This window comes from Nocardia sp. XZ_19_231 (assembly GCF_015355705.1).
In the GTDB taxonomy this organism is placed as follows: Bacteria; Actinomycetota; Actinomycetes; order Mycobacteriales; family Mycobacteriaceae; genus Nocardia; species Nocardia salmonicida.
This window is the reverse complement of the sequence record NZ_JACUZI010000012.1, coordinates 1-24,792: the sequence shown is the minus strand read 5'-3', so window position 1 is coordinate 24,792 and position 24,792 is coordinate 1. Positions and strand designations below refer to the sequence as shown.

Here is a 24,792-nt window from a genome sequence, read left to right as displayed (position 1 = left end):
AGTCCAGGTCATCCCTGCTCGGTGGGGACGACGACGAGTTCGGCCACATTCACCCGTCGTGGAGCCGAGACGGCGAAAGCGACAGCGTCGGCGATGTCCTCGGGGAGCAGGACTTCCAAGTCGTTGCGCCATACCTCGAGCTCAGCACGCCGGTCGTCGTCGCGCATTCCGGCACCGAGTTCGGTGCCGACGAATCCGGGTTCGACGTTTTTCACCCGAACCCCGCGTGGGCCGAACTCGGTTCGCAACGTGCGGGCCAGCTGGGCCACCGCCGCCTTGGTGGCGCAGTAGACGCCGTAGTTCGGGAACGCGAGGTGGCCGCCGATGGAACCGACCAGCACCAGGTCCGCGCGCCGACCGGCGTCCGCGGCGGCGAGTAGGTCGTCGATGAAAGCCCTTCCGGTGTAGAGCAATCCGTTGATATTCGTCCCCACCATCTGGTCCCACTCGTCGATCTCGGCGTGCTCGAACGGCGCGCCGAGCATGACGCCTGCGTTCGCGACGACCAGATCCACGGGCCCGAACGCGGCCCGCACCTCGGCCGCGGCGTCGAGGACCGACTGCCGCACGCTCACGTCGACACTCACCGCGAGCGTGTTCGCGCCGATACTGTGGGCGAGTTCCTCCAGCCGATCCTTGCGCCGCCCGAGCAGCGCGACCTTCACGCCGTCGGCCGCCAGCCGCCGTGCGGTCGCGGCACCGATACCACTGGATGCTCCGGTCACGACGGCGACCCGGCCTTCGTTGGTGTTGTTTGTCATGGCCACCACGTTCGTCTCGGTCCTCGGGGTGTGCCAGGTCGGAAACTTCCTGGTAGTGGGAGGGCCACCCAGCAACCGCGGGGTCGGCCTACCCTCGAAGCCATGGATTCCGACAATCGTCTCGGTGCGTTCCTGCGAGCCCGACGCCAGCAGGTCGGCCCCGCAGAGTTCGGGATGGCCGGGGGCGGTCAGCGCCGAGTCGCCGGATTGCGGCGCGAGGAGGTGGCCATGTTGGCCGGGATGAGCGCCGATTACTACATCCGGCTCGAGCAAGGCCGCGACAGACATCCGTCCGATCAGATCGTGGCGGCGTTGGCCCGGGTGTTCTCTCTCGACGACGACGGCGCCGCCCATCTGCGGGAGTTGGCGCGTCCGGCACCGCGACGCACTCGCGCGACGAGGCGACCGGAACGTGTCACGCCGAGCCTGCTGCGTCTGATGCGCACCTGGTCGGACACGCCGGCGCTGGTGCTCGGGCGGCATATGGATGTCTTGGCCGCGACGCCGCTGGCCGTCGCGCTGAATTCCTGTTCGGCGCCGGGAGTCAATCAGGTCAGGATGGTGTTCCTGGATCCCGAGGCACGCAACATTTTTCCGGACTGGCCGAAGATCGCCGCGGAAACCGTGGCCGGACTGCGGGTAAGCGCGGGCACCGACCTCGACGACCCGCGCCTGACGGAACTGGTCGGCGAGCTGTCGTTGAAGAGCGAGGACTTCCGCCGCCTGTGGGCCAAGCACGAAGTCCGCGCGAAAACCGCCGGGCAGAAGCGATTCACCCATCCGCTGGTGGGCGAGCTCGCGTTGTCCTACGAGACGTTCACGGTCAACGGCGCGTCGGGGCAGATGCTCGTCGTCTATCACGCCGAGCCGGGCTCCGATGCCGAGCAGTCTCTGGTCCTGCTCGCCGGCCTGTCCGTAGACAGCGCGCCCAGGCACTCATCGGTGACTACAGGCTGAAAGCCACCGCGCGCAGGATCAGGACGGCGATGAAAACCGCGGTGAAGGCCAGGTCGAGGGAGAAGTCGCCGATGCGTATCGGCTTCAACACTTTTCGCACCGGGGCGATGACGGGCTCGGTGGCGGCGTGGGTCACCTCCCGCGCCTTGCGCGCCCACTGTGGACCGTTGCCGAGCGCATCGATCCAGTCCACCACCATCCGGGCGATCAACAGCACCAAGAAGATGGTCAGCGCGTAGCCGACCAAGGTTCCGACAAGACTCATTGCGCACTCCCTCGCGGAGGCCACAGAGGGCCTCTTACCGATGTCAACGTGCCCGACATTGCCAAGGTGTCCACCACCCGGTTCTTCTCAGCCGATTATCAGGCCCGCGGTCACGTTCTTCGCGGTGATCGCGGGCGCGGCGTGGTGGCATCTGAGCGGCAAGGGCGAGCGGCGTCGACTATTCGCCGTGGCGGGCATCCGTCGGCTCGTAGCGGCTGGTGAAGTCGAGAATGCGGGCAGTCACCGGCTTCGGGATCTCGTGGAAGAGACCGTGCCCGGCCCCACGGAAGATCTCGACTTCGCAGGTGGGCACGTTGTCGCGCAGGCGTTGTTCGGCGAGTTGCGAGTCGATGACCAACGACTCCGACCCGAGCAGTACCAGCGTCGGCATGGTGATCGTGGCCAACCGCTCGTCGGTGAACATCTTCGGGTAGCCGATCGAGGGGGCATACCCCAGTGCTGCCTTCACCCCGTCGAATTCCGCATCGGTCAAGGTGACGCCGGGATTGAGCCGTGCGTTCATCTCACGCAGATTCTTGTCGGTGGGCCGGGCACCGACCCGGATCATCGTCCACAGCAGGCTCCACTTGATCTTCGTCAGCGTGCCACCCGGCTCGAGCACGGTCAGGCTCGCCAGCCGACGCTGCTCTGTGGTGGCGATCGCCATCGCCTGCCACCCGCCCTGCGAGTAACCGACCAGGTGGACCCGGTCGACGCCGAGCCCGTCTAGAACCTCTCCGAGCCATGTACCGAAGCCGTTCTCATCGATCGGCGCGGTCTGCACGCTCAGACCGGGCACGCCGATCATTTCGGGCATGTAGACGACGCGGTCACGAGCGAAATCCTCGATGACGTGGTCCCAGGACAGGCTGTTGCCGCCGAGTGAATGCATCAGCACGATCGGCACCCCCTCTCCGGCACCGGCTTTGCGGACGCGAGTGGATCCGAAGGAGGTGCTGATGTCGACCGTGGTCGACGGGATCCGCCACTGCTTCTCCAGTTCTCGATAGGTCCGCAGATACTCCTCGCGCGCCTTGTCGTTCTTGAACCGCCCGATCTTGGCCATGACCACCCCTATACCTCGTTGATGATATCAACGTACCACAACAGTGGTATGGGCGTACCATGAAAACCTGCCGGGACAGAAGGAGGCGACGTGCCACGTTTGGCCGATCACGAAGAACGGCGCAGATCGATCACCAGTGCTGCGCGGCGGGTCATCGTGCGGGGCGGGCTCGAAGCCGCGACCTTCCAGTCCGTTGCCGCCGAAGCGGGGGTCTCGGTGCGGTCGGTGCAGTACTACTTCGGCACCAAACGGGAGTTCCTGCTCGCCACACACCGCGCGGTCGTCGAGGATTCCGGCGCTCGGATGGCACAGGGGTTCGCGGCCCTCGGGCCGGACGCCGGTCCGCGCGATATCGTCCGCACGATCCTGCTCTCGGTCCTGCCCCTCGACGAACCCAGCCGGTGCGACGCCGTGATTCTCGGCATCTTCCACGCCGCGACGCTCACCGGTCCCGATGTCGCATCGGCCGATACCGTGGGAGCACCGAACTACATCGTCGACGCGATCGCGGGACAACTACGGCAGCTGCGCGGTCCCGACGCCGACGAGAACACGCTCATCACCGATGCCGAGGTGGCCCTGCTCACGGTCGGCGGGCTGGCACAGGGAATGCTCACCAACGACGACTACGCCTCTCGCGCAACACAATTGGTCGATCATCTGCTGGACCGAGTAGTCGGCGGCTGAAAAACGAAGAGCCCCGGCGATATTCGCCGGGGCTCACTCGTCTGACACACGAATTACTTCTTGCGTTCCTTCTTCTCGCGCACGCGCACCGAAATGCGCACCGGCGAACCGTCGAAACCGAACTCCTCACGCAGGCGACGCTCGATGAAGCGGCGGTAGCCTGCCTCGAGGAACCCGGTGGTGAACAGCACGAACGTCGGCGGGCGAGTGCTCGCCTGGGTGGCGAACATGACGCGGGGCTGACGACCGCCACGCATCGGTGGCGGGGTGGCCGCGATGACTTCCTTGAGCCAGGTGTTGAGGCGGCCGGTGGAGATGCGCTTGTCCCAGGACTCGAGCGCGGTTTCCATCTGCGGCACCAGCTTGGCCACGGCGCGGCCGGTGTGGGCGGAGATGTTGACCCGCTGGGCCCACGGCACACGCACCAGATCGCGATCGATCTCGCGCTCGAGCATGTAGCGGCGGTCCTCGTCGACCAGGTCCCACTTGTTGAACGCCAGCACCAGCGCGCGACCGGACTCGGAGACCAGGCTGATCACGCGCAGATCCTGCTCGGTCATCGGTACCGAGGCGTCGATCAGCATGATCGCGACCTCGGACGCCTCCAGCGCCGACTTCGTGCGCAACGACGCGTAGAACTCGGTGCCGGTGGCATTGGAGACCTTGCGACGCAGACCGGCGGTGTCGACGAACTTCCAGGTCTTGCCGCCCAACTCGACCAGCGAGTCGACCGGGTCGACGGTGGTGCCCGCGACATCGTGGACGACCGAACGCTCGTCGCCCGCCAGCTTGTTGAGCAGGCTGGACTTGCCGACGTTCGGCTTGCCGACCAGTGCCACGCGACGCGGACCCGCCACAGCGGTGCCTTCGCGCGGGGTCTCGGGCAACGCGCTGAGCACGTCGTCGAGCAGGTCACCGGTGCCACGACCGTGCGCGGCCGAGACCATGCGCGGCTCGCCGAGACCCAGCGACCACAGCGTGGCCGCCTCGAGTTCGACCTTCTGGTCGTCGACCTTGTTGGCCACCAGGATCACCGGGATCTTGGAGCGGCGCAGCTTGCGCACCGCGGCCTCGTCGGTCGTGGTCGCGCCGACCGTGGCGTCGACGACGAGCAGGATCGCGTCGGCGGTCTCCATCGCCACCTCGGCCTGGCGGGCGACATGGGCCTGCAAGCCCTTGGCGTCGGGTTCCCACCCGCCGGTGTCCTGCACCATGAAGCGGCGCCCGGCCCAGTTGGCCTCGTACGAAATGCGGTCACGAGTTACGCCGGGAACGTCTTCGACCACCGCTTCGCGTCGGCCGAGAATGCGGTTGACCAAGGTCGACTTGCCCACATTGGGGCGCCCGACCACGGCAAGCGTCGGCATCGCGATGTGCTGTTCGCCTTCGCCGTCCCCATCGATATCGAGGACGTCCCATTCGGACTCGTCGGTCCAGGTTCCGTCGCCTACGAGAATCTCTTCGATCATCGCGGACCTCCTGTCGTGGCCGAAAGCTGCTGAGCCACCACGCGATACAGCTCCTCGATGGTCTGTGCCATCGTCAGGTCGCTGGTGTCGACGAGCACCGCGTCGGCGGCGGGGCGCAACGGCGACACTGTGCGGGTGGAGTCGAGGGTGTCGCGGCGCTGCACGTCGGCCAGCACGGCCGCGTAATCGTCGCCGCGGCCCTCGCGGATGTTCTGAGCATTGCGCCGTTCGGCGCGTGCCTCCGCGGAGGCGGTGAGATAGATCTTGGCATCGGCGCCGGTGAGCACGACGGTGCCGATATCGCGGCCTTCGACCACGATGCGACCTGACATCGCCGTGATCTCGCGCTGCAGGGCCACGAGCTGCTCGCGCACCGGCCCCACCGCCGAAACCGCCGAGACGGCCTTGGTGACGGCGTCGCCGCGGATCTCCTGCGAGACGTCCTCGCCGTCGAGTTCGACGACCTCGTGGCTGGGATCGGTGCCGATCGAAAGCGGCAGTGCCGCAACGGTTTCCGCGATCGCGGCCGCATCGGTCAGCTCGACGCCCGCACGCAGCACGCGCAGAGTCGCGACCCGGTACATGGCACCGGTGTCGAGGTAGCGGGCGCCGAGGCGCGCCGCCAGTCGACGCGACACGCTGGACTTGCCGGTACCGGAGGGGCCGTCCATCGCGACGACGAGCGTCGCGTCACCGGTCATCCGGTCGCCGGCGAACTCCAAGGGAAAGTCCACACCGTTCACAGCTGCACCGCCTCGTAGAGTTTGCCGATCTCGTCGCGGCCGAGGACCCGCAGCGTGCCGGGGCGCTGGTCACCCAGTGCCACCGGGCCGAGGTGGGTGCGCACCAGCCGGATCACCGGGTGGCCGACCTCGTCGAGCAGCCTACGCACGATGTGTTTGCGGCCCTCGTGCAACACGAGCTTCACCAGCGACCGACCCTGGTATGCCTCGAGCACCATGAACTTGTCGACCTTGGCCGACCCGTCCTCGAGCTCGACGCCTTCGCGCAGGCGTTTACCGACCAGGCGGTAGTTCACCTCGCCGTCGACGGTGGCCAGGTAGGTCTTCGGCACCTCGAACGAGGGGTGCATCAGCCGATGCGCCATCTCGCCGTCATTGGTGACCAGCAGCAGGCCCTCGGTGTCGGCATCGAGACGACCGACGTGGAACAGACGCTGACCAGCGGCGATCCGCTCGGCGATGATATCGCCGACGCAGGGGCGCCCCAGATCGTCGGACATGGTGGACTGCCAGCCCTTGGGCTTGTTCAGCACCAGGTGCACCAGTTCGTCGCGCACCACGACACGGGTGCCGTCGACGCGCACCACCGCGTTCTCGGCGTCGATACGCAGACCCTGCTCACGCACGATCTTGCCGTCGACCTCGACGCGACCCGCGGCGATCATCTCCTCGGCGGCGCGACGCGAAGCCACACCCGCCTTGGCGAGGACCTTCTGCAAGCGTTCGCCTTCGCCCCACGGAAGCTTCTTGGGGCCCTCGGTGACGTCGGAGTGCTGGTGACGCGCGGGCTTGGCGTTGTTCAGAATCGTCGGAGCGACGACCTTCTTCTGCGGCTTCGAGGAGGTCTTCTTACGCGCCGCGAAGGCTTGGCTGCCGGCCGAAGCGCCACTGCGCTGACCAGCCGTGCCACCACGCTGTCCGCGGTCGGCGTCACCACGCGGGTAACCGCCACCGCTGGAAGCACCGGTGCTGCGACGGTCATCACGCTGACCTCCGCCTGCGGGGCCGCCACTACGGTCGTCACGCTGGTAACCACCAGCAGACGGGCCGCGACGGTCGCCACCGGCCGGGCCGCCACTACGGTCGTCACGCTGGTAACCACCAGCAGACGGGCCGCGACGGTCGCCACCGGCGGGGGCGCCGCGTCGATCATCACGCTGATATCCACCGGGCGAACTGCCGCGACGGTCACCACCGGCGGGGCCGCCGCGACGATCGTCACGCTGGTAACCACCGGTAGAGGGGCCGCGACGGTCGTCACGCTGGTAGCCACCACCGGTCGAGGTGCCACGGCGACCGCCGGACTCCGCGTCACGCTGGGCGCTGCCCGCGGACCGGGCCGCTGTCTGATTACCGCGCTGGAAGCCACCCGCGCCGGTGCCGCGCCGGCTGGGAGCCGCTGAGCGGGAGCCACCCTGCCCGGTGCGCGCACTGTCGCCACGGTTACCCGCGGTTCGATTCGCGCCACTTCGGGGCTGGTCGCTGCGATTTCTTCGATCCGGTGTGCCATCTCGGCGAGCGGAATTATTCATCTGTCCTGTCAATCGTCAGTGCCGGGATCCCTGTCGGACTCGGCGGGTTTGTTCAGCTTGGTGACTGTCAATCGTCGGTGCCGAGATCCATGTCGGACTCGGCGGGTTTCTTCAGCCTGGTGAACCGCGGATCGGTTTCCAGGCTCTCGCTGATCTCGTCGATCAGATCGACGCCGGGAAGCAGCGGCGCCAGCAGTGGCAGGTCGCCGAGAGAGGCGAGCCCGATCCGTTCGAGGAACAACTCGGTGGTGCGGTACAACGTGCCGTTGGTTTCGGGGTCCTGACCTGCTTCCGCGATCAGGCCTCTGGCCAGCAGCGTGCGCATCACTCCGTCGACGTTCACTCCTCGGACCGCGCTGACCCGCATGCGAGTCACCGGCTGGCGGTAGGCGACCACCGCCAAGGTTTCCAAGGCGGCCCGGGTCAGTTTCGTCCGGGCCCCATCGAGCAGTACACGCTCGACATAGGGCGCGTACTCCTGTCGAGTATAGAAGCGCCATCCGTCACCGACGAAACGCAGGTCGATGCCGCTGCCCCGTGCGGTCAGTTCGGCCGCCATCGCGCGCAGCACGGTTTCGACGCGCTCTGTGGTGTCGTCCAGGGCCGCTGCCAGCTGTTCTGTCGGCGCGGGGGCGTCGACGACGAGCAACATCGCCTCGAGCGCCGAGCGCACTTCGAGGTCGTCGAGTGGCTCAGAGGTGAATTCCACCACTGCCTCTGTCATCCGTAGTCCTCCTCGAAAGTCAACGCGGCTGCCTCGGCGTCCGGATCCAGCTCACCGAGCCAGCTGACCGCGAGGGGCCCGAGCGGATCCGGTTGGTCGAAAGCGATGGTTTTGCCCCGGTACAACTCCAGCAACGCCAGAAATCTCGCCACGATTTCCACCGGGACTGTGCAGTCGACCACCAATTCGGCGAAGGTCGTCCAGCCGCCCGGACCGCGTTGCTTCAAGATGGCCAGCACCACCTCGGCCTGTTCGGCGACCGAGATGGTGTGCATGTGCAGATGCCCGAGCCCGACTTCGGCGATCGGGCGTGGCCGAAAGGCCGCCGCGGCGATCTCGGCGAACGCGGCGATATCCACGCCGAGGGTGACGTCGGGCAACAGTCCTTCGAACTGTTCCTCGAGCGCCACCGAGCGCGGATACCGGCGCAGCGCCGCAGCCTCCAGCTCGGCGAGCAGCTCGGCCACCTGCTTGAACGCGCGGTATTGCAGCAGCCGCGCGAACAGCAGGTCGCGAGCATCGAGCAGTTCCAGGTCGTCGGCGTCGGTCATCTCGCCCGAGGGCAGCAGCCGCGCCGCCTTGAGGTCGAGCAAAGTGGCGGCGACGACGAGGAATTCGGTGGTCTGATCGAGAATCTTGTCCGCGCGCAGCTTGGTGTTGCCGGCCAGTTCGGCGGTCAATGCCTTGGTGTAGGCGATGAATTCGTCGGTGACCTGATGAAGCGCGACTTCGGTGACATCGAGTTTGCGCGAGCTGATCAGCGTCAGCAGTAGATCGAACGGCCCCTCGAAATTGGTGAGCCTCAGGTGAAAACCGGTTTTCTCCTCGGTCGGCACCGCGTCTTCGGGTACTGCTTGCACCGCAGGTGTAGCTCCGATCACCGGCCAGACCGGTGGATGACTTCACGGGCCATCGCTCGATACGACTCGGCGCCGCCCGATTTCGGCGACCAGGTGGTGATCGGCTCCCCGGCGACGCTGGCATCGGGGAAGCGCACGGTGCGCGAGATGGCGGTGTCGTAGACCAGATCGCCGAACACCTCGACCACGCGCGACATCACCTGACGCGAATGCAGCAGGCGCGCATCGAACATGGTGACCACGATGCCGTAGAGGCTCAGCCGCGGGTTGAGGCGGTCGCGTACCTTCTCGACGGTGTCGTTGAGCAGGGCGAGGCCGCGCAGCGAGAAGTACTCGCATTCCATCGGAATGATCACGCCGTCGGAGCAGGCCAGCGCGTTGACCGTGAGCAGGCCGAGCGAGGGCTGGCAGTCGATGAGGATGTAGTCGTAGCGATCGCGCACGCCGTGCAGGGCACGGCCGAGCGACTGTTCGCGGCCGACTTCGTTGACCAGCTGGATCTCTGCGGCCGATAGGTCGATGTTGCTCGGCAACAGGTCCATGCCGTCGACCTTGGTGGTCTGCAGCACGTCGTCGACCTTGGCCTTGCCGCCGATCAGCAAATCGTGCACGGTGAGATCGAGGTCGTGGTGTGCGACACCGAGCCCGGCCGAGAGCGCACCCTGCGGGTCGAGGTCGACGAGCAGCACCCGGCGGCCGTATTCGGCCAGTGCCGCACCGAGATTGATGGTCGAGGTGGTTTTTCCGACCCCGCCCTTCTGATTACACATGGCGACGACGAGTGCGTCGCCATGTCGCTGGACCTGGGGTGGATCGGGTACCAGTCGCAGCGGGCGGCCTGTCGGGCCCATCTCGACGGCCTCGGCGACCTCTTCCGGTCCACCGTCCCACGGTGTTTCCGCTGTCGTCACGATCCGCTGCTCCTTATACGTTTTCCTTGCCGGTAACCCCTGTCGAGGGTAGCGAGGCCGATACGGGACCGGTTCGCTTTCGTACGGTCCAACTCTGGGGTAGACGCTACCGCTCGGACCGGTGAGGTACAGCATGGCAACGCCGGGCGTGTTCGCACAATACCTGCTCAGCGCATATCGGAGGTGATGGTTCACGTGGCACGGGGATGGGCGGTGGCCCACACTTCACGCAGGGTGCTCACCGTGACGAGGGTGTAGATCTGGGTCGTGGTCACCGAAGCGTGGCCGAGCAGTTCCTGTACCACCCGCACATCGGCGCCACCGTCGAGCAGGTGGGTGGCGAAGGAATGACGCAGGGTGTGCGGTGAAACCGTCGCCCCGATCCCAGCCCGTTCGGCGGCGGTCTGCAATACCTGCCATGCGCTCTGCCGTGACAGTCGGCCGCCGCGAGCGTTGAGGAAAAGCGCTCCGCCGGAACCTTTCCCGCTCGCGGAGAGGGTGGGACGACCGCGCACCAGATACGCGTCGACGGCGGCCAGGGCCGGACGGCCGACCGGCACGAGGCGCTGTTTTCCGCCCTTGCCGTGCAGCACCACACAGCGTTGCTCGGCGTCGATGTCGTCGACGTCGAGTCCGACCATTTCCGAGATCCGCGCGCCCGTGGAGTAGAGCAGTTCCAGTAGTGCCCGGTCGCGCAGTCCGCGCGGTCCCCCGTCGGAGCCCTCCGGTTCACCGCCCGCCGACTCGAGAAGTCGCAGAACCTGGTCGTAGGGCAACGCTTTGGGCAACCGGCGCCCCGGCGCGGGTGGTTTCACCGCATGCGCCACATCGGTGTCGGTGATGCCTTCGGCGGCGGCGAAGCGGTGTAGTCCGCGGACCGCGATCAATGCCCTGGCCACCGAACCGGCTGCCAGGGCAGGATGATCGGCGCCGCCGGCACGCAAGGCCATGGTGAATTCGGCGACGTCACCTCGGGCCACCGCGCTCAAGCTCTCGACGCCGCGTCCGGTGAGGAAATTGCGGTAGCGGGCCAGATCACGACGGTAGGCGCCGAGGGTGTTGCGCGCGGCTCCGCGCTCGACCGCGAGGTGGTCGAGGTAGGCGTCGATCTCCCGCTCGAGCACGCCCCTGCCTGTCTAGTACGCGGGTTCGGCTGCCGAAGCGCGCGCCGCTGCTGTGGTCACGCGTGGTTACCGCGAGCCGGCGCCTCGGCGGCTTTGCGCCGCAGGAACCTCGTCGGTTGACCGGGCCAGGGCGCATCGGGTGCGCGCAGCGGCGCCCCGCTCGCCTGAGCCGCCGCGTAGGCGAGCACGCCCGCGACCGCGGTCGCGTTCACGATCTCGCCCGCCAGCGCGGCGCGCACCGCCTCGCCGAGCGGCATCCGCACCAGTTCCAGATCGGCTTCCTCATGTTCGGGATCGGGCCGGTCGGTGACGCTGAGACCGGTCGCGAAGAACACTCGAAGCGCCTCATCGGTGAAGCCCGGCGACAACGCCACATCCACCAGCACCGACCACTGCGCGGCGGCGAGGCCCGTCTCCTCGGCCAGCTCGCGCTTGGCCGCGGTGAGCGGGTCCTCGCCCTCGATGTCGAGCAGCCCGGCGGGCAGTTCCAGCAGCCGGGTACCGATCGGATGCCGATACTGCCGGATCAACACGACATTGCCGTTGTCGTCGAGCGCGAGCACCGCGACAGCACCGTGGTGCTCGATGACCTCGCGCTCGGCGACCCGCCCGTCCGGCATCCTGACCTGATCCTGGCGCAGGGCCAGGATCGCGCCGCTGTAGAGCACCCGGCTCGACACCGTCTCGAAGTCGTGACTACCGGGCTCGCTCATGCGTTCCTATCGCCGATGTTCCTAGGCTTGCGCGGGCTGCTCCGCGAGCTCTTCCTCCGGAAAGTCTACGGGAAGGCGTTCGGCCAGTTTGTATTTCAACGCGGCGCTGATCAGCGCCGCAAACAGCGGATGCGGCCGGGTCGGACGGCTCTTGAGCTCCGGATGCGCCTGGGTGGCGACGAAGAACGGATGCACCGAAGCCGGGTATTCGACGAACTCGACCAGGTGCCCGTCGGGCGAGGTTCCGGAGAAGACCAGCCCGCTCTTGGCGATGGCGTCGCGGTAGGAGTTGTTCACCTCGAACCGGTGCCGATGCCGCTCGGACACATTCTCGGTGCCGTACGCCTGCGCGACGACCGAGCCCTTCTTCAGGGTGGCGGGGTAGGCGCCCAAGCGCATGGTGCCGCCCAGATCGGCTTCACCGGCGACGACGTCTTCCTGATCGGCCATGGTCGAGATGACCGGGTTCTTGGTGTCGGGCTCGAATTCCGCGGAGTTCGCGTCGGCGATACCGACCGAACGCGCCGCCTCGATGACCACGCACTGCAGACCCAGGCACAGCCCGAGCAGCGGGATACCACGGTGGCGGGCGTAGCCGATCGCTCCGAGCTTGCCCTCGATGCCACGGATGCCGAACCCACCGGGGATCAGCACGGCGTCGACATCACGCAGCGCCGCCTGGGCACCGACCTCGGTCTCGCACTCGTCCGAGGGCACCCAGCGGATGTTCACCTTGGCGCGATGGGCGAAACCACCCGCGCGCAGCGCCTCGGTCACCGACAGGTACGCGTCCGGCAGATCGACGTACTTGCCGACCAGCGCCACCTCGACGGTCTCGCGCGGGGTGTGCACGCGATCGAGCAGATCGCCCCACACCTTCCAGTCCACATCGCGGAACGGCAGCCCGAGCTTGCGCACCACATAGGCATCGAGGCCCTCGCTGTGCAGCACCTTCGGGATGTCGTAGATCGACGGCGCGTCCGGCGTGGAGATGCACGCCTCCACATCGACGTCGCACATCAGCGCGATCTTGTTCTTGAGACCCTGCGGTACCTCACGGTCGCAACGCAGGATCAGCGCGTCGGGCTGGATACCGATATTGCGCAGCGCGGCCACCGAGTGCTGCGTCGGCTTGGTCTTGAGCTCACCCGAGGGCGCCAGGTACGGCACCAGCGACACGTGCAGGAAGAACACGTTGTCGCGACCCACGTCGTGACGGATCTGGCGGGCCGCCTCGAGGAACGGCTGCGACTCGATGTCACCGACGGTGCCACCGATCTCGGTGATCACCACATCCGGCACATGCCCCTCGAGATCAGGACCCTGCATCGCCAGGATGCGGCTCTTGATCTCGTCGGTGATATGCGGAATGACCTGCACCGTATCGCCCAGATACTCACCGCGACGTTCCTTGGCGATCACCGTCGAATAGATCTGCCCGGTGGTCACGTTCGCGTCCATCGTCAGATCGCGGTCGAGGAAGCGCTCGTAGTGACCGACGTCCAGGTCGGTCTCCGCGCCGTCTTCGGTGACGAACACCTCGCCGTGCTGGAACGGGTTCATGGTGCCCGGATCGACATTGAGATACGGGTCGAGCTTCTGCATCGTCACCCGCATGCCGCGCGCGGTCAGAAGCTGACCGAGGCTGGAGGCGGTGAGACCCTTACCCAATGAGGAGGCGACGCCACCGCTCACGAAGATGTGCTTGGTGGCATTTTTAGCCTGATTCCGTTGATGACCCACGGACCACCACAGTACCGCCTCCCCGGATATTCAAGCGCAACCGAGGTGCGTAAACGGTCGCGTCGGCCGCTGGCGGTTGGTCAGGGGCCGGGCTTGCTGTGCCTGGGGAGTTACCCATGTTCTTGCGTGATCAGTTGTTACGTCGGTCCGCGAGTCGCGGGAACTCGGGTTGGGAAGGTGGTGAGGTTCTCAATCAGCGGGGCATGGCTACCAGGGTCAGTGAGGTCGCTGATGTGCCTGTTCCGTAGCGGCCTGCGCCGCCTGTGAGTTGTTCGGTGAGGGCGAGTGTTGTTGTTACTCGGCCTGTTTCGCGGTCGATGTTGTCGACTGTGGTGACCGTTGTGGCCAGGGGGGCTTGGGATCGGACGGTGGCTATCGGGGCGTTGCCTTCGGCGGCGCCTGCGCGGCCGGCGAGGACGGTGCCCGCGGCTCGTGCTCGGAGGGCGCCGGTGAAGCGGGCGATAGTCGCGCCCTGGCCGGTGTCGGATTCGACACCGTTGCCGGTGACGACGACGGCGAGTTGGGCGGGGCCGGTCGGGGTGTCGCCATAGGTGAGGAAGCCGCCGCCTCGGAGGGTCTCGAGGATCAGGGCAAGTTCCTGGGGAGTGCTGCGGGGCTGGTTCGTCGTGGGGTCCTGGAGCAGCGCGAGGCCGAGCAAATCGCCTGCGAGGCTGCCCTGGTCCACGGCGCCGGTGTTCAGTTGGGCGCCCGCGGGGACGATGTTGGTCAGGGTGGAGCGCATGCGGTCACCCTCCCCCGCGTCGACGAAAGACTCGGTGAGGGCTACGCGACCGGTCAGCGTGGCACCTGCTGTTTGCAGGGACTTGCTCACGCCGTCGATATCGCCGGGGTCGGCATCGGGGGTGGTGAGGACGACGACAGTGCGGTCGGCCAGGGTGCCGCTCAGGATTCGGGCTGCCGAGCCCGCGATGAACTGGTCGGCGGAGTCGAGGCGGGCGGTGAGTTGTGCGTTCTGGGCAGCCAGTTCGTCCACCTGGGTGTTCAGGTCGGTCTTGTCCGACCGTAGGCCCGAGATCATGCCGCCCGCGAGGGTGTGTGAACCGAGCACCACCCCGACCGCGAGTGCGAGGAAGATCGCCGCGATCGAGATGGCGTGCTGACGCAGCGAGATCACAGCAGACCACGCACCCACAGGACGAAGCTGTTCCAGTACTCGATCGCCCAGTCCAGCATCTCGGAGCCGTTGTGCGAGGCCAAGATCACCACCACGATCGCCACCAGCGCGGCCAGCACCACCAGCGCCACCGCGGCACCCGCGGAGCGATGCCGGTACAGCGTCGACACCGCGTTCGCGTCGACCAGCTTCGCACCGACCTTCAACCGGGTCAGGAAGGTGGCCGGATTGCTGTCGCGACGCCCACGGTCGAAGAAATCCTCGAGCGAGGCAGGGGCGCCCGCCAGCACGATCAGGGACGCGCCGTGATGGTCGGCCAGCATCAACGCGAGGTCGGTGGGCGAACCCGAGGACGGGAACGTGGTGGCGCCGATACCGAGATCCTGGATGCGCTCCAGCCCCTTGGCGTGCCCGTCGGTGTCGGCGGGCAGGATCATCTCGGCGCCGGACTTCAATGTCTCGGTGCTGATCTCGTCGGGATCGCCGACGATAAGGTCGGGCGTGTACTTGAGTTTGCGCAAGGTATCCGCGCCGCTGCCGACCCCGATCAGGATCGGCGCGTACTCCTTGATGAACGGCTTGAGTCGCTGCAGTTCCGCGAGATGGCCCGAGCCGTCGGCGATCACGACCACGTGCCGGTCGCGCATATCCAGCTCGATATCGGGCACGCCGACACCGTCGATCAGCAGCGCGCTCTCGGTGCGGACGAATTCGGTGGTGTTGCCCGCGAACGCGTCGAGGTGGTCGGCGAGGCCGTTGCGCGCCTCGATCATTCGATCGGCGATGGCCGACTCGTCGAATTCGATACCTTCGACCAGGACCTCGGGTTCTTTCTTGGTGAGCTTGTCGGCGTAGACGATGCCACCGTCGATGCGGACCTTCGACCCGTCCTTGATTTTGCCGAACGCGTCGGAGGACACCGTGTCCATCAGTACGATCCCGTTGGCCACCAACACTTCTGGTCCCAGATTGGGATACCGCCCGGAAATCGATGGGGAGGTGTTGATCACCGCGAGCACCCCCGCCTCGACCAACCGGTCGGCGGTGTGACGGTCCAGATCGGTCTCGTCGAGGACGACCACATCCCCCGGACCGACCCGCCGCAGCAATCGTCCGGTATCGCGATCCACCCGGGCGATCCCGGCGACACCGGGCAACGTTTCCGTGTTCCGTGACAACAACGCCGGCATCTTCATGAGGCCGATGATGAAGCCAAACCCTCAACCTTTGGTGGAGGCGCGCCGGTCGGCGCACAGGTGACGACTACCCGTATGCTCCGGGTCACAGACATTTCGGACAGGAGACATATTCATGCCACGCAGCACCGTCGAGACGGTCTTCGACGCACCTCGCGACATCGTCTACCGCCTCTTCACCGAGCGTGAGGCCGTCAGCCCGTACCTGCCGATCCAGGTCAAGCTCGTCAAAGCGGGCGACCCGACCACCGGCGTCGGCGCCCAGCACGTGCTCGGCTTCGGCAAGCTCGGCGTCACCGAGGAGATCACCGCGCTGGTTCCCGGCGAGCGGATGGAATACAAGATCGTCAAGGGCGCGCCGGTCAAGCGCCACGTCGGCGCCATCACCTTCGCCGACACCACCGAGGGCGGCACCCGCGTGGTGTACACGATGGAGTCCGAGCCTTCGCTGCCCGTGCCCGCGAAGGTGCTCGAGTTCGGCCTGCGTCAGCTGACCAACCAGCTCATCGGGGGCGTGCGCAAAGCCCTGCGTTAATTCTAAAGCGCTGGCGCGCTCGAGTTCGCGCCCCCTTGTGTCCCGTCGATCAGGTGCCGTTGCTTGCTCCTTCGTCGCCTACGCAACAGCACCTGATCGACGGGACGGGCGCGAACCGCCGACTTCGTCGGCGATCCCTCCTCGAGGTCGGGATGTACGGGGCTCGGAGTGCGGAACGCAGCTAGGCCGGGGCTCGTTCGGCCCTAGCGGTTTCGAGTAGTTCTTCCGCGTGCGCGCGGCCGGTCTCGGTGTCGTCCAGACCCGCGAGCATGCGTGCCAGTTCCACCACTCGTTCCTCGTCGGTCAGCGTGCGAACTCCGCTGTCCACCTTGCCTTTTCCGTCGTCGGACTTGTTCACCACCAGGTGGGTGTCGGCGAAGGCCGCCACCTGTGGCAGGTGGGTCACGACGATGACCTGGTGGGTGCGGGCAAGGCGGGCAAGGCGCTTGCCGATCTCCACCGCGGCCCGGCCACCGACACCCGCGTCGACCTCGTCGAACACCATGGTCGCGCCGTGATCGGAACCGGCCAGCACCACCTCGAGCGCGAGCATCACCCGCGAGAGTTCACCGCCGGAAGCACTCTTGCTCAGGGGCAGCGACTGCGCGCCGGAGTGCGCGGAGAGCCGGAATTCCACTTCGTCGCACCCGTTCGATCCAGCGTGCAGCACCACCCCGCCGATATCGAGCGGCGCCGAATCCTGGGCACTGGCCGGGAGCGGACGGACGTGGACTTCCAAACGCGCCTTGCCCATCGCCAGCCCACCGAGCTCGGTGCTCACCGCGCTCGCCAGCTTGCCCGCCGACTTGGCGCGCGCGGCACTGAGTTTGCGTGCCGCCTCCCGCACCTTGCCCGCCGCGGTCTCGACCTCACCGGCCAGCTTGGCCAGCGCGTCCTCGGACACATCGAGCGAGTCGAGGCGCGCGCGCGACTCGTCGGCCCAGGCGATCACGCCGTCGATATCGGGTGCGTATTTGCGGGTCAGCGATTTGAGCTCGGCCTGTCGATTGAGCATCGTGTCCAGCGCGCTGGGATCGGACGGCAGTTCCGACAGGTAGCTGCTGAGTTCGGTGGCCACGTCGACGACCACCGCGATCGCCTCGCCCAGCCGCGGAGCCAGCGCGGCCAGCGCCGGGTCGTCGGCGGAGTCCAGGCGGGCGCGGGCACCGCCGAGCAGATCGAGCACGCCACCGCCGTCGGCCGGTGCGTCGCTGGGACCCGACATCGACTCGTGCGCGGCGACGGCCGCCTCGCGCAACGAATCGAGGTCGCTGAGCCTGCGGATCTCGGCGACCAGGCGGGTGTCCTCACCGGGTTCGGGCGCGATGCCGTCGATTTCGGTGAGCGAGTACTTGAGCCGGTCGGCTTCGAGTGCCAATTCCCTACTGCGCGCGGTACGTTCGAGCAGTTCGGTGCGCGCGTCCAACCAGGACCGGCGATGCACCTGGTACTTGCGCAGCAGTCCGGAGACCCCGTCGCCGGCGAACTGATCGAGTGCCGACAGCTGCTGTTCGGGCCGCTGCAACCGCAACTGATCGTTCTGGCCGTGCACGGTCAGCAGTCGCGAGGTGAACTCGCCGAGCACCGAGGCGGGCACCCCGCGCCCACCGAGGTGTGCGCGCGAACGTCCGTCGCTGTTGACGGTGCGGACCGCGATCACGCTGCCGTCCTCGTCGGCCTCGGCTCCCGCCGATTCCAGCACCTCCCCGACCGCCGCGCGGGCCGCCTCGTTTACGTCATCGACGACGAAACGGCCCTCCACCACGGCTTTCGTCGCGCCGAGGCGCACCCGTCCCGCATCGGCGCGCGCACCGCTGAGCAGGTGCAGGCTGGTGACAACCATGGTCTTGCCCGCACCGGTCTCGCCGGTGAGCACGGTCAGACCGGCATGGAACTGCGCGGTGGCCGTCGAGATGACACCGAGTCCGTCAATCCTGATCTCTGTCAGCATCAGTGCTCTTCCGTTCGCTGTCTGCCCCGCCAGCCGGTGACCGGCAGTTGGAACTTGCGCACCATCCGGTCGGCGAAGGGCGCCGAATCGAGCCGCACCCAACGCACCGGCTGTTCGCCGCGCACCACTTCGGCACGGCCACCACGCGGCAACGCGAGGGTTCGCCTGCCGTCGAGGAACACGATCGCATCGTGCCCGGTCGCCACGGTCTCCACCGCGATCCGCGAATCCGGACTGGTCACCAGTGGCCGCGCGAACAACGCGTGCGCATTGCTCGGGATCACCAGCATCGCCTCGACTTCGGGCCAGACCACCGGCCCACCCGCCGAGAACGCGTAGGCGGTCGACCCGGTGGGAGTGGAGATGAGGATGCCGTCGCAGCCGAACGCCGAGACCGGCCGCCCGTCCACTTCGAGCACCACTTCCAGCACACCCATGCGCTGCGCGTTCTCGAGGCTGGCCTCGTTGAGCGCCCAGCCGTGTTCGACGATCGTGTCGTCGACGCGCACGGTGACATCGATGGTCATCCGGTTTTCCACCTGGTAATCGCGATCGACCACCTGCGAGAGCGCCTCGTCGAGGTTCTCGGCCTCGGCCTCGGTGAGAAACCCGATGCGGCCCAGGTTGATTCCGAGCACGGGCACACCGGTGGGCCTGCCGAGTTCGGCCGCGCGCAGGAAGGTGCCGTCGCCACCGAGGGCGAGCACCATCTCACAGCCCTGTGCCGCGGACGGGCTGTGCGGCACCACCCGCACCGGATATCCGGCTTCGTCTTCGAACCGGGTGCTGTCGGCCTCGTCGGCCAGCACCCGCAGGCAGATTCCCGCTTCGGCGAAGATCTTCGCCACCCGGTGCGCGGTCTCGATGATCTCCGCGCGGCCGGGATGGGCGACGAGCAGAATCTCCCTGCCGCCGGAATGCGTACTCACTGCGGACCCTCCTCGACAGCGTGTGCGACCAGCGCCCGCACCTGTTCGGCGTCGTAGTCGAACGGGCCGACCTTGCGCAGCCACAGGAAATACTCGACGTTGCCCGACGGGCCGGGCAGCGGACTGGCGACCACACCCAGGGTGCGCAGTCCGAGCGCGGCCGCGGCGTTCGCCACATCGCACACCACCTCGGTACGCAACGCCGGGTCACGCACCACCCCACCCGAGCCGACCCGGTCCTTGCCGACCTCGAACTGCGGTTTCACCATCGGCAGCAGATCAGCACCGTCGGCCGCGCAGGCCGCCAGAGCGGGAAGTACGAGCCCGAGCGAAATGAAGGACAGGTCACCGACGACGATTTCGACTGTGCCACTGATGGATTCAGGGGTGATGTTGCGCACATTGGTGCGGTCGAACACCCGGACCCGGTCGTCGTTCTGCAGACGCCAGATCAGTTGGCCGTAGCCGACGTCGACCGCGACCACTTCACGCGCGCCCCTGTTGAGCAGCACGTCGGTGAAACCGCCGGTCGACGCGCCCGCGTCCAGACACCGCTTGTCCGCGATGCTGAGCCCCTCGGGTTCGAACGCCTCGAGTGCGCCGAGCAGTTTGTGCGCACCACGCGAGGCCCACGACACCTCGTCGGGTTCGTCCCGCACGATCAGCGGGGTTCCCGTCTCCACGGCCGTCGCGGGTTTCACGGCGACGGTTCCAGCAATCAGGACGCGGCCCGCACCGATCAGTTCGACCGCGTGTTCTCGCGATCGCGCCAATCCGCGGCGAACCAGTTCGGCGTCCACGCGCGCTCGCCTGGCCACCTCAGATCTTGTCCACTGTCGCCAGCGCGTCCACCAGTACGTCGTGCGCCTGCTCGAGGATGCGCGCGCGGCGGGTGATGTCGGCGCCGGTCTCGGTGTTCTCCGCCGGGCTCACGGCGGGACGCGGACCGAGTTCGGCGAGCAGTGCATCGACCTCGGCCTTGATCCTGCTCGGATCGGCCGGTTCCTGATGTGCCGGGACGCCGGGCAGGTGAGCGCCCGGCACGGGAATCCCGGGCCGGGGTGGCTGTGACGCGCCGTTCGGCGGTGAACTCGCAGTACTCATCGTGGCGTCAACGCTATCGGATTTCCGAATCGGCTGCGCGCACCCGTACCGCCCGGCCGGGATGCTGTCGCAACAGTTCGGCGATGTCCGCGGGCGCGGCGGGCTCGGCCAGCGCGGTGTCGTTGAGGGCGTCGAGGGTGGCGGCGATGTAGGTGGGGATCCGGGCCGCGGGTGCGCCGATCACCTCGTCGAGGGTGCTCACTCCGGTCAGCACCAGCAGCGAGTCGAGGCCGAGGCCGTTGGCGCCCTCGATATCGGTGTCGAGACGGTCGCCGACCACTAGGGCCCGGCGGGTGCCCGCTCGCTCGATCGCGTCTTCCATCAGTGGCGCGTAGGGCTTGCCCGCGACCAGCGGCTCGCGATCGGAGGCGGTGGCCAGCGCGGCGACCATCGAGCCGTTGCCGGGAGCGAGGCCACGCTCGTTGGGCAGGGTGCGGTCGGCGTTGGCGGCGATCCACAGCGCGTCGGCGCGGAGGGCGTAGGCGGCTTCGGCTAGGTCTGGCCACGCGGTCGTCGGCGAATGACCTTGCACGACTGCCGACGGTGGGGTGTCACCGAACCGGCGGATGGGCTCGAGGCCGACGGCTTTCACCTCGGCGACCAGATCGTCGGTGCCGACCACGAGCACCCTGTCGCCGGGGCTCAGACGTTCGGCCAGCATGCGCGCGGCGGCTTGCGCACTGGTCACCACGTCATCGGCGGTAGCCGGGTAGCCGAGCTCGTCCAGGTGGTGTGCCACGGCACCGGGACCGCGCGCGGCGTTGTTGGTGACGTAGACCAACCGTTGGGCCGAATTACCGTCCGGTACCAGCGCTTTGGGAGCGCCCTCGATGACCTCGGGTCCGCGGTACAGCGTTCCGTCCAGGTCGAGCAGCAAAGCGTCATATTGATCGCGCAGCCGGTTCATCCACCCTCACTCCGTCGTCACTGCCGGGTCGAGCACATCCGCGACCCTAGGCGAAGGCACCGACAGCTTCGCTTCTGCTGCGCTGTCGAATAGCATTCGCACCCTTCATGATCGAGCATGTGCCGAGTATTCGTGCACGGTGTGCCGGTTCCCACTTCGGCGACCAGCGAGTCGCGGGCCTTCTCCCGACCCGGCCGCCGCAGTTCGGCACCCTTCTGACATGCGAAAGGCCGCAGTCCGGGAACCCGTGAAGAGTTCCCGGCCCGCGGCCTGATGCTGATCTACTGCGCGTCGCCGGTGAGTTCGGTTGCCCGTTCCTCGGCGTCGGTTTCGTCATCGAGATCGGCGGCGGCGGCGTTGAGGAACCACTGCAGTCCGTCGTCGGTCCGGCCTGCCGCCACCAGCGCATCGGCGTAGGCGTAGAACAGGCGCGCTGCGGCGGAACCGGTGCGCGAGGGATCCAGATCCGAAGCCTGCAGCGTCACCACGGCCTGGTCGAACTGACCCAGATCCATCCGGGCGCCGGCCACCACCATGCGCAGCTCAGCGGCTTCGTCACCGGTGAGCGTCTGCGCTTCCTCGCTGCGACCGAGCTCGATGGCCCGCTCCGGCCTGCCCAGACCACGCTCGCAGTCCGCCATCACCGCGAGCAGACCGGCACCACCCGACATCCGTCGCGCGGTCCGCAGCTCCGACAGCGCCTCGGCCCACTCCTCGGCGTGGTAGGCCACCACACCGGCGGTCTCACGCACCACCGCGATACGGCCCGCACGCTGCCGCGCGGCCCGAGCGTGTGCCAGCGCCAGGCGCGGGTCGTCTTCGAGCAGTTCGACCGCCATCACCATGTGCCGGGCCACCGAATCAGCGTTGTTCTTGTCCAGGCTCAGCAGATCGCGGCGCACGGCCGGATCCAGATCGGAGGCCTGCACGTCCTCGGGCAGATCGGGCTCCTCGGGACGAGCCGCACGGCGATCGTCCGGCCGCCCACCTGCCGTGCGAGCACCTTCGCCGCCACGGCGACGGTCGTCGCCACCGGACTCCGGACCGCTCCGCGAACGGTCGTCACGATCAGTGCGAGCACCGCGATCAGCGAATCCACGCCGCTCGCCGCGATCGGAGTCATTGCGAACCCGATCGTCACGAACCGAACCGCCGGAACGGTCGTCACGACCGGCACCACGCGGGCTGTCATCACGGTCCGACTCGCTACCGGCACGCACGGTTTCGCCGTGATCTGAAGCGGCACGGGGATCATCGCCGTGGTCCGAAGCGCGATCGCTGACGGCCGGAGTTTGCGACTCACCATCAAGGGTCACAGCGCCAAGCGATTTGTCGTCGTCGCGATCCCCGGAGCCGGCCCGGTCGTCACTATCCGACACTCCACCAAGACGATCGCCCGCATCCGCGTCGGTGTCAGCCGATGTGCTTGCGGCGGCCTTGTTGTCGACGTCGGCTACCCGAGCCTCATTCGACTCGGAACGCTCGGATGCGGCCTCCTCGGACTGCTCACTGGACGCAGCCGACTTATCCGTCGAGGACTCGTCGGTCGCTGCCGCAGAGATGTTGTCAGAGTTGCCGACCGAGGCCGTGCTGTCATCGATGGTCGACTCGTCGATGTCGGACGCGGCCGATGCCGAGACGACGCCGAGTACATCGCTTTCGCGCTCAGTGCGCTTCTCGCGGTAGGTGCCGTTGAGCGGCTTGCCGTCCTCGCCGACGAACCGTCCCTGACCGCCACCGGCGCGGGCATCACGCTTGAAGCCGCCGCGACCACGATCGTCGTCCCGTCGGGGACCGCGATCGCTGTCGTCGCGCTTGGGGTAGCCACCCTTGTTGCTTTCGTCGCGCCGAGGGTAACCACCCTTGTCGTCGCGCTTCTGGTAACCGCCACGATCCGAACTACCGCGCGAGCGATCGTCACTGTCATTGCGACGGAAGCCACCGCGATCCGAGGAGCCGCCACGGTCGCTGCCACGATCGGAGCTGCCGCGCGAACGGTCATCGCCCTCGCCGCGACGGAACCCTCCGCCCGAGCCGCCACGGGGGCGGTCGTCGTTGTTGCCGCGGTAGCCACCACCGGACGGACGATCACTGCCGCCTTCGTTCCGCTTGAATCCACCACGATCGCTCGAGCCGCCACGACCGGCGTCGTCACGGCGCTGGTAGCCGCCGCGGTCGCCACTGTCGCTGCGCTTGAATCCACCGCGATCATTGTCGTCACGCTTGGGGTAGCCACCGCGATCATTGTCGTCGCGCTTGGGGTAGCCACCGCTGCGACCGGCGTCGTCGCGCTTGGGGTAGCCGCCCTTGTTGCTGTCGTCGCGCCGCTGGTAGCCACCGCGATCCGAGCTGGCACCACGATCCGAGCCGCCACGGGGGCGGTCGTCGTTGTTGCCGCGGTAGCCACCACGGTCGCCGCCGCGATCGTAACCACCGGACGGACGGTCACTGCCGCCTTCATTCCGCTTGAATCCGCCACGATCGCTCGAGTCGCCACGACCGGCGTCGTCACGGCGCTGGTAGCCGCCGCGGTCGCCACTGTCGCTGCGCTTGAATCCACCACGGTCGCTGCTGCCACCGCGATCGTCACGGTTGTATCCGCCACGATCGTTGTCATCGCGGCGCTGATAACCACCGCTGCGACCGGCGTCGTCGCGCTTGGGGTAGCCGCCCTTGTTGCTGTCGTCGCGACGCTGGTAGCCACCGCGATCAGACGAACCGCCACGATCCGAGCCGCCACGGGTGCGGTCGTCGTTGTTGCCGCGGTAGCCACCACGGTCACCACCGCGATCAGTGGAGCCGCTACGACCGGCGTCATCACGGCGCGGATAGCCGCCGCGGTCGCCACTGTCGCTGCGCTTGAATCCACCACGGTCGCTGCTGCCACCGCGGTCATCACGGTTGTATCCGCCACGCTGGCCCTCGGGACGACCGGAGCCGCGATTGTCGTCATTGCGGCGGAATCCACCCCGATCGGAGCTGCCACGATCGGAATCACCACGACCGGCGCTGCTTCCCCGGCTGCCCGCATCGTCACGGCGGAATCCGCCGCCTTCGCCACGGCCTGAGCCGCTTTTGTCACCGTGTCCGCCGCGGGGGCGATCGGTCGGTTCGCCTCGCCGGCCGAAACCGGGGGCGTCTCCGTCCCGGCGGAAAGGCTTCCGTCCGTCGTTGTGTTCCGACACGGCGATCCCTCTCTAGGTTCCCCGGCCTCCGGGGAGTGTTGTCATGGCCCCGCCACTAAGAATTCAACCACGGACGAAGGACGGGGCATCGTCCGCCTGGCGTACCGAGCTCGCATCGAGCCCACAAACGCCGATAGGGGACCCAAATAAGGGTCCCCTATCGCGAAGGATGTTCCGGCAGTGTCCTACTCTCCCACACCCTGTCGAGTGCAGTACCATCGGCGCAGGTGGCCTTAGCTTCCGGGTTCGGAATGGGACCGGGCGTTTCCCCACCGCTATAACTACCGTAACTCTA

General features: G+C 67.4%; 23 protein-coding genes and 1 rRNA gene. 3 read left to right on the top strand and 21 right to left on the bottom strand.

Annotated elements, in window-relative coordinates; all coding sequences use genetic code 11:
• Positions 1-8: 8 nt before the first annotated feature.
• Complete coding sequence (locus tag IBJ82_RS32020; RefSeq protein WP_194829714.1) at positions 9-761, bottom strand: SDR family oxidoreductase; 753 nt, start codon at positions 759-761, stop codon at positions 9-11.
• Positions 762-863: 102 nt separating this feature from the next.
• On the opposite strand from IBJ82_RS32020, the gene IBJ82_RS32015 reads away from it, so the two are divergent.
• Entirely contained in the window at positions 864-1,718 is an 855-nt protein-coding gene (locus IBJ82_RS32015; RefSeq protein ID WP_194829713.1) for a helix-turn-helix transcriptional regulator, read from the top strand.
• On the opposite strand, the gene IBJ82_RS32010 is transcribed toward IBJ82_RS32015, so the two are convergent.
• On the bottom strand, positions 1,708-1,983 hold the full coding sequence (locus IBJ82_RS32010) for a YggT family protein (protein WP_194829712.1): 276 nt from the start codon (positions 1,981-1,983) through the stop codon (positions 1,708-1,710). The two genes, IBJ82_RS32015 and IBJ82_RS32010, sit on opposite strands and share 11 nt — an antisense overlap.
• A gap of 178 nt (positions 1,984-2,161) precedes the next feature.
• Positions 2,162-3,049: an alpha/beta fold hydrolase gene (locus IBJ82_RS32005; RefSeq protein WP_194829711.1), complete on the bottom strand. Its 888-nt coding sequence runs from the start codon at positions 3,047-3,049 to the stop codon at positions 2,162-2,164.
• Positions 3,050-3,139: 90 nt separating this feature from the next.
• Between IBJ82_RS32005 and IBJ82_RS32000 the strand changes: the two genes are divergently transcribed.
• On the top strand, positions 3,140-3,736 hold the full coding sequence (locus IBJ82_RS32000; RefSeq protein ID WP_194829710.1) for a TetR/AcrR family transcriptional regulator: 597 nt from the start codon (positions 3,140-3,142) through the stop codon (positions 3,734-3,736).
• A gap of 53 nt (positions 3,737-3,789) precedes the next feature.
• On the opposite strand, the gene der is transcribed toward IBJ82_RS32000, so the two are convergent.
• The 11 genes from der to steA form a co-directional block, all read right to left on the bottom strand.
• The gene (gene der / locus IBJ82_RS31995; RefSeq protein WP_194829709.1) at positions 3,790-5,205 is read right to left on the bottom strand and encodes a ribosome biogenesis GTPase Der; all 1,416 of its coding nucleotides are present in this window, start codon (positions 5,203-5,205) and stop codon (positions 3,790-3,792) included.
• Positions 5,202-5,906 (bottom strand): (d)CMP kinase, encoded by a 705-nt coding sequence (cmk, locus tag IBJ82_RS31990; RefSeq protein WP_194829788.1) that lies wholly within the window; start codon positions 5,904-5,906, stop codon positions 5,202-5,204. Before cmk ends, der begins: the two co-directional genes overlap by 4 nt.
• Before the next feature lie 38 nt (positions 5,907-5,944).
• Complete coding sequence (locus tag IBJ82_RS34940) at positions 5,945-7,480, bottom strand: pseudouridine synthase (protein ID WP_228537995.1); 1,536 nt, start codon at positions 7,478-7,480, stop codon at positions 5,945-5,947.
• 67 nt (positions 7,481-7,547) lie between these two features.
• Positions 7,548-8,204 carry an SMC-Scp complex subunit ScpB gene (gene scpB / locus IBJ82_RS31980; RefSeq protein WP_194829708.1) on the bottom strand — a complete coding sequence of 219 codons (657 nt, stop codon included), beginning with the start codon at positions 8,202-8,204 and terminating at the stop codon, positions 7,548-7,550.
• Entirely contained in the window at positions 8,201-9,085 is an 885-nt protein-coding gene (locus IBJ82_RS31975) for a ScpA family protein (protein WP_370585575.1), read from the bottom strand. The genes scpB and IBJ82_RS31975 overlap by 4 nt, the downstream gene beginning before the upstream one ends.
• Entirely contained in the window at positions 9,082-9,915 is an 834-nt protein-coding gene (locus IBJ82_RS31970; protein WP_228538008.1) for a ParA family protein, read from the bottom strand. The genes IBJ82_RS31975 and IBJ82_RS31970 overlap by 4 nt, the downstream gene beginning before the upstream one ends.
• A gap of 251 nt (positions 9,916-10,166) precedes the next feature.
• Positions 10,167-11,099: a site-specific tyrosine recombinase XerD gene (gene xerD / locus IBJ82_RS31965; protein WP_194829705.1), complete on the bottom strand. Its 933-nt coding sequence runs from the start codon at positions 11,097-11,099 to the stop codon at positions 10,167-10,169.
• Positions 11,100-11,155: 56 nt separating this feature from the next.
• Positions 11,156-11,812, bottom strand: a complete 657-nt coding sequence (locus IBJ82_RS31960) for an NUDIX hydrolase (RefSeq protein WP_194829704.1) — start codon at positions 11,810-11,812, stop codon at positions 11,156-11,158.
• A gap of 21 nt (positions 11,813-11,833) precedes the next feature.
• On the bottom strand, positions 11,834-13,555 hold the full coding sequence (locus tag IBJ82_RS31955; RefSeq protein WP_194829703.1) for a CTP synthase: 1,722 nt from the start codon (positions 13,553-13,555) through the stop codon (positions 11,834-11,836).
• Between the two features lie 193 nt (positions 13,556-13,748).
• Complete coding sequence (locus IBJ82_RS31950) at positions 13,749-14,690, bottom strand: copper transporter (RefSeq protein ID WP_194829786.1); 942 nt, start codon at positions 14,688-14,690, stop codon at positions 13,749-13,751.
• Positions 14,687-15,886 (bottom strand): putative cytokinetic ring protein SteA, encoded by a 1,200-nt coding sequence (gene steA / locus IBJ82_RS31945; protein ID WP_194829702.1) that lies wholly within the window; start codon positions 15,884-15,886, stop codon positions 14,687-14,689. The genes IBJ82_RS31950 and steA overlap by 4 nt, the downstream gene beginning before the upstream one ends.
• A gap of 115 nt (positions 15,887-16,001) precedes the next feature.
• Here steA and IBJ82_RS31940 point away from each other — a divergent pair, with 115 nt between their 5' ends.
• The gene (locus IBJ82_RS31940) at positions 16,002-16,421 is read left to right on the top strand and encodes an SRPBCC family protein (protein WP_056822863.1); all 420 of its coding nucleotides are present in this window, start codon (positions 16,002-16,004) and stop codon (positions 16,419-16,421) included.
• A 181-nt stretch (positions 16,422-16,602) separates the two neighbouring features.
• Here the strand turns inward: IBJ82_RS31940 and recN are convergent, their stop codons facing one another.
• The 7 genes from recN to rrf all read right to left on the bottom strand — a co-directional run bounded on the left by recN (position 16,603) and on the right by rrf (position 24,786).
• On the bottom strand, positions 16,603-18,372 hold the full coding sequence (gene recN, locus IBJ82_RS31935) for a DNA repair protein RecN (protein ID WP_194829701.1): 1,770 nt from the start codon (positions 18,370-18,372) through the stop codon (positions 16,603-16,605).
• Positions 18,372-19,301, bottom strand: coding sequence for an NAD kinase (locus tag IBJ82_RS31930; protein ID WP_194829700.1), 930 nt, complete (start codon positions 19,299-19,301; stop codon positions 18,372-18,374). The genes recN and IBJ82_RS31930 overlap by 1 nt, the downstream gene beginning before the upstream one ends.
• Entirely contained in the window at positions 19,298-20,119 is an 822-nt protein-coding gene (locus IBJ82_RS31925) for a TlyA family RNA methyltransferase (protein WP_194829699.1), read from the bottom strand. Before IBJ82_RS31925 ends, IBJ82_RS31930 begins: the two co-directional genes overlap by 4 nt.
• A gap of 1 nt (position 20,120) precedes the next feature.
• A complete protein-coding gene (locus IBJ82_RS31920) occupies positions 20,121-20,405 on the bottom strand; it encodes a hypothetical protein (RefSeq protein WP_228537994.1) in 285 nt (94 codons plus the stop codon).
• 13 nt (positions 20,406-20,418) lie between these two features.
• Complete coding sequence (locus IBJ82_RS31915; protein ID WP_194829698.1) at positions 20,419-21,312, bottom strand: HAD-IIA family hydrolase; 894 nt, start codon at positions 21,310-21,312, stop codon at positions 20,419-20,421.
• Positions 21,313-21,593: 281 nt separating this feature from the next.
• Positions 21,594-22,532, bottom strand: coding sequence for a hypothetical protein (locus tag IBJ82_RS31910; RefSeq protein WP_370585580.1), 939 nt, complete (start codon positions 22,530-22,532; stop codon positions 21,594-21,596).
• 2,137 nt (positions 22,533-24,669) lie between these two features.
• Positions 24,670-24,786 (bottom strand): 5S ribosomal RNA (rrf, locus tag IBJ82_RS31905).
• Positions 24,787-24,792: the final 6 nt, after the last annotated feature.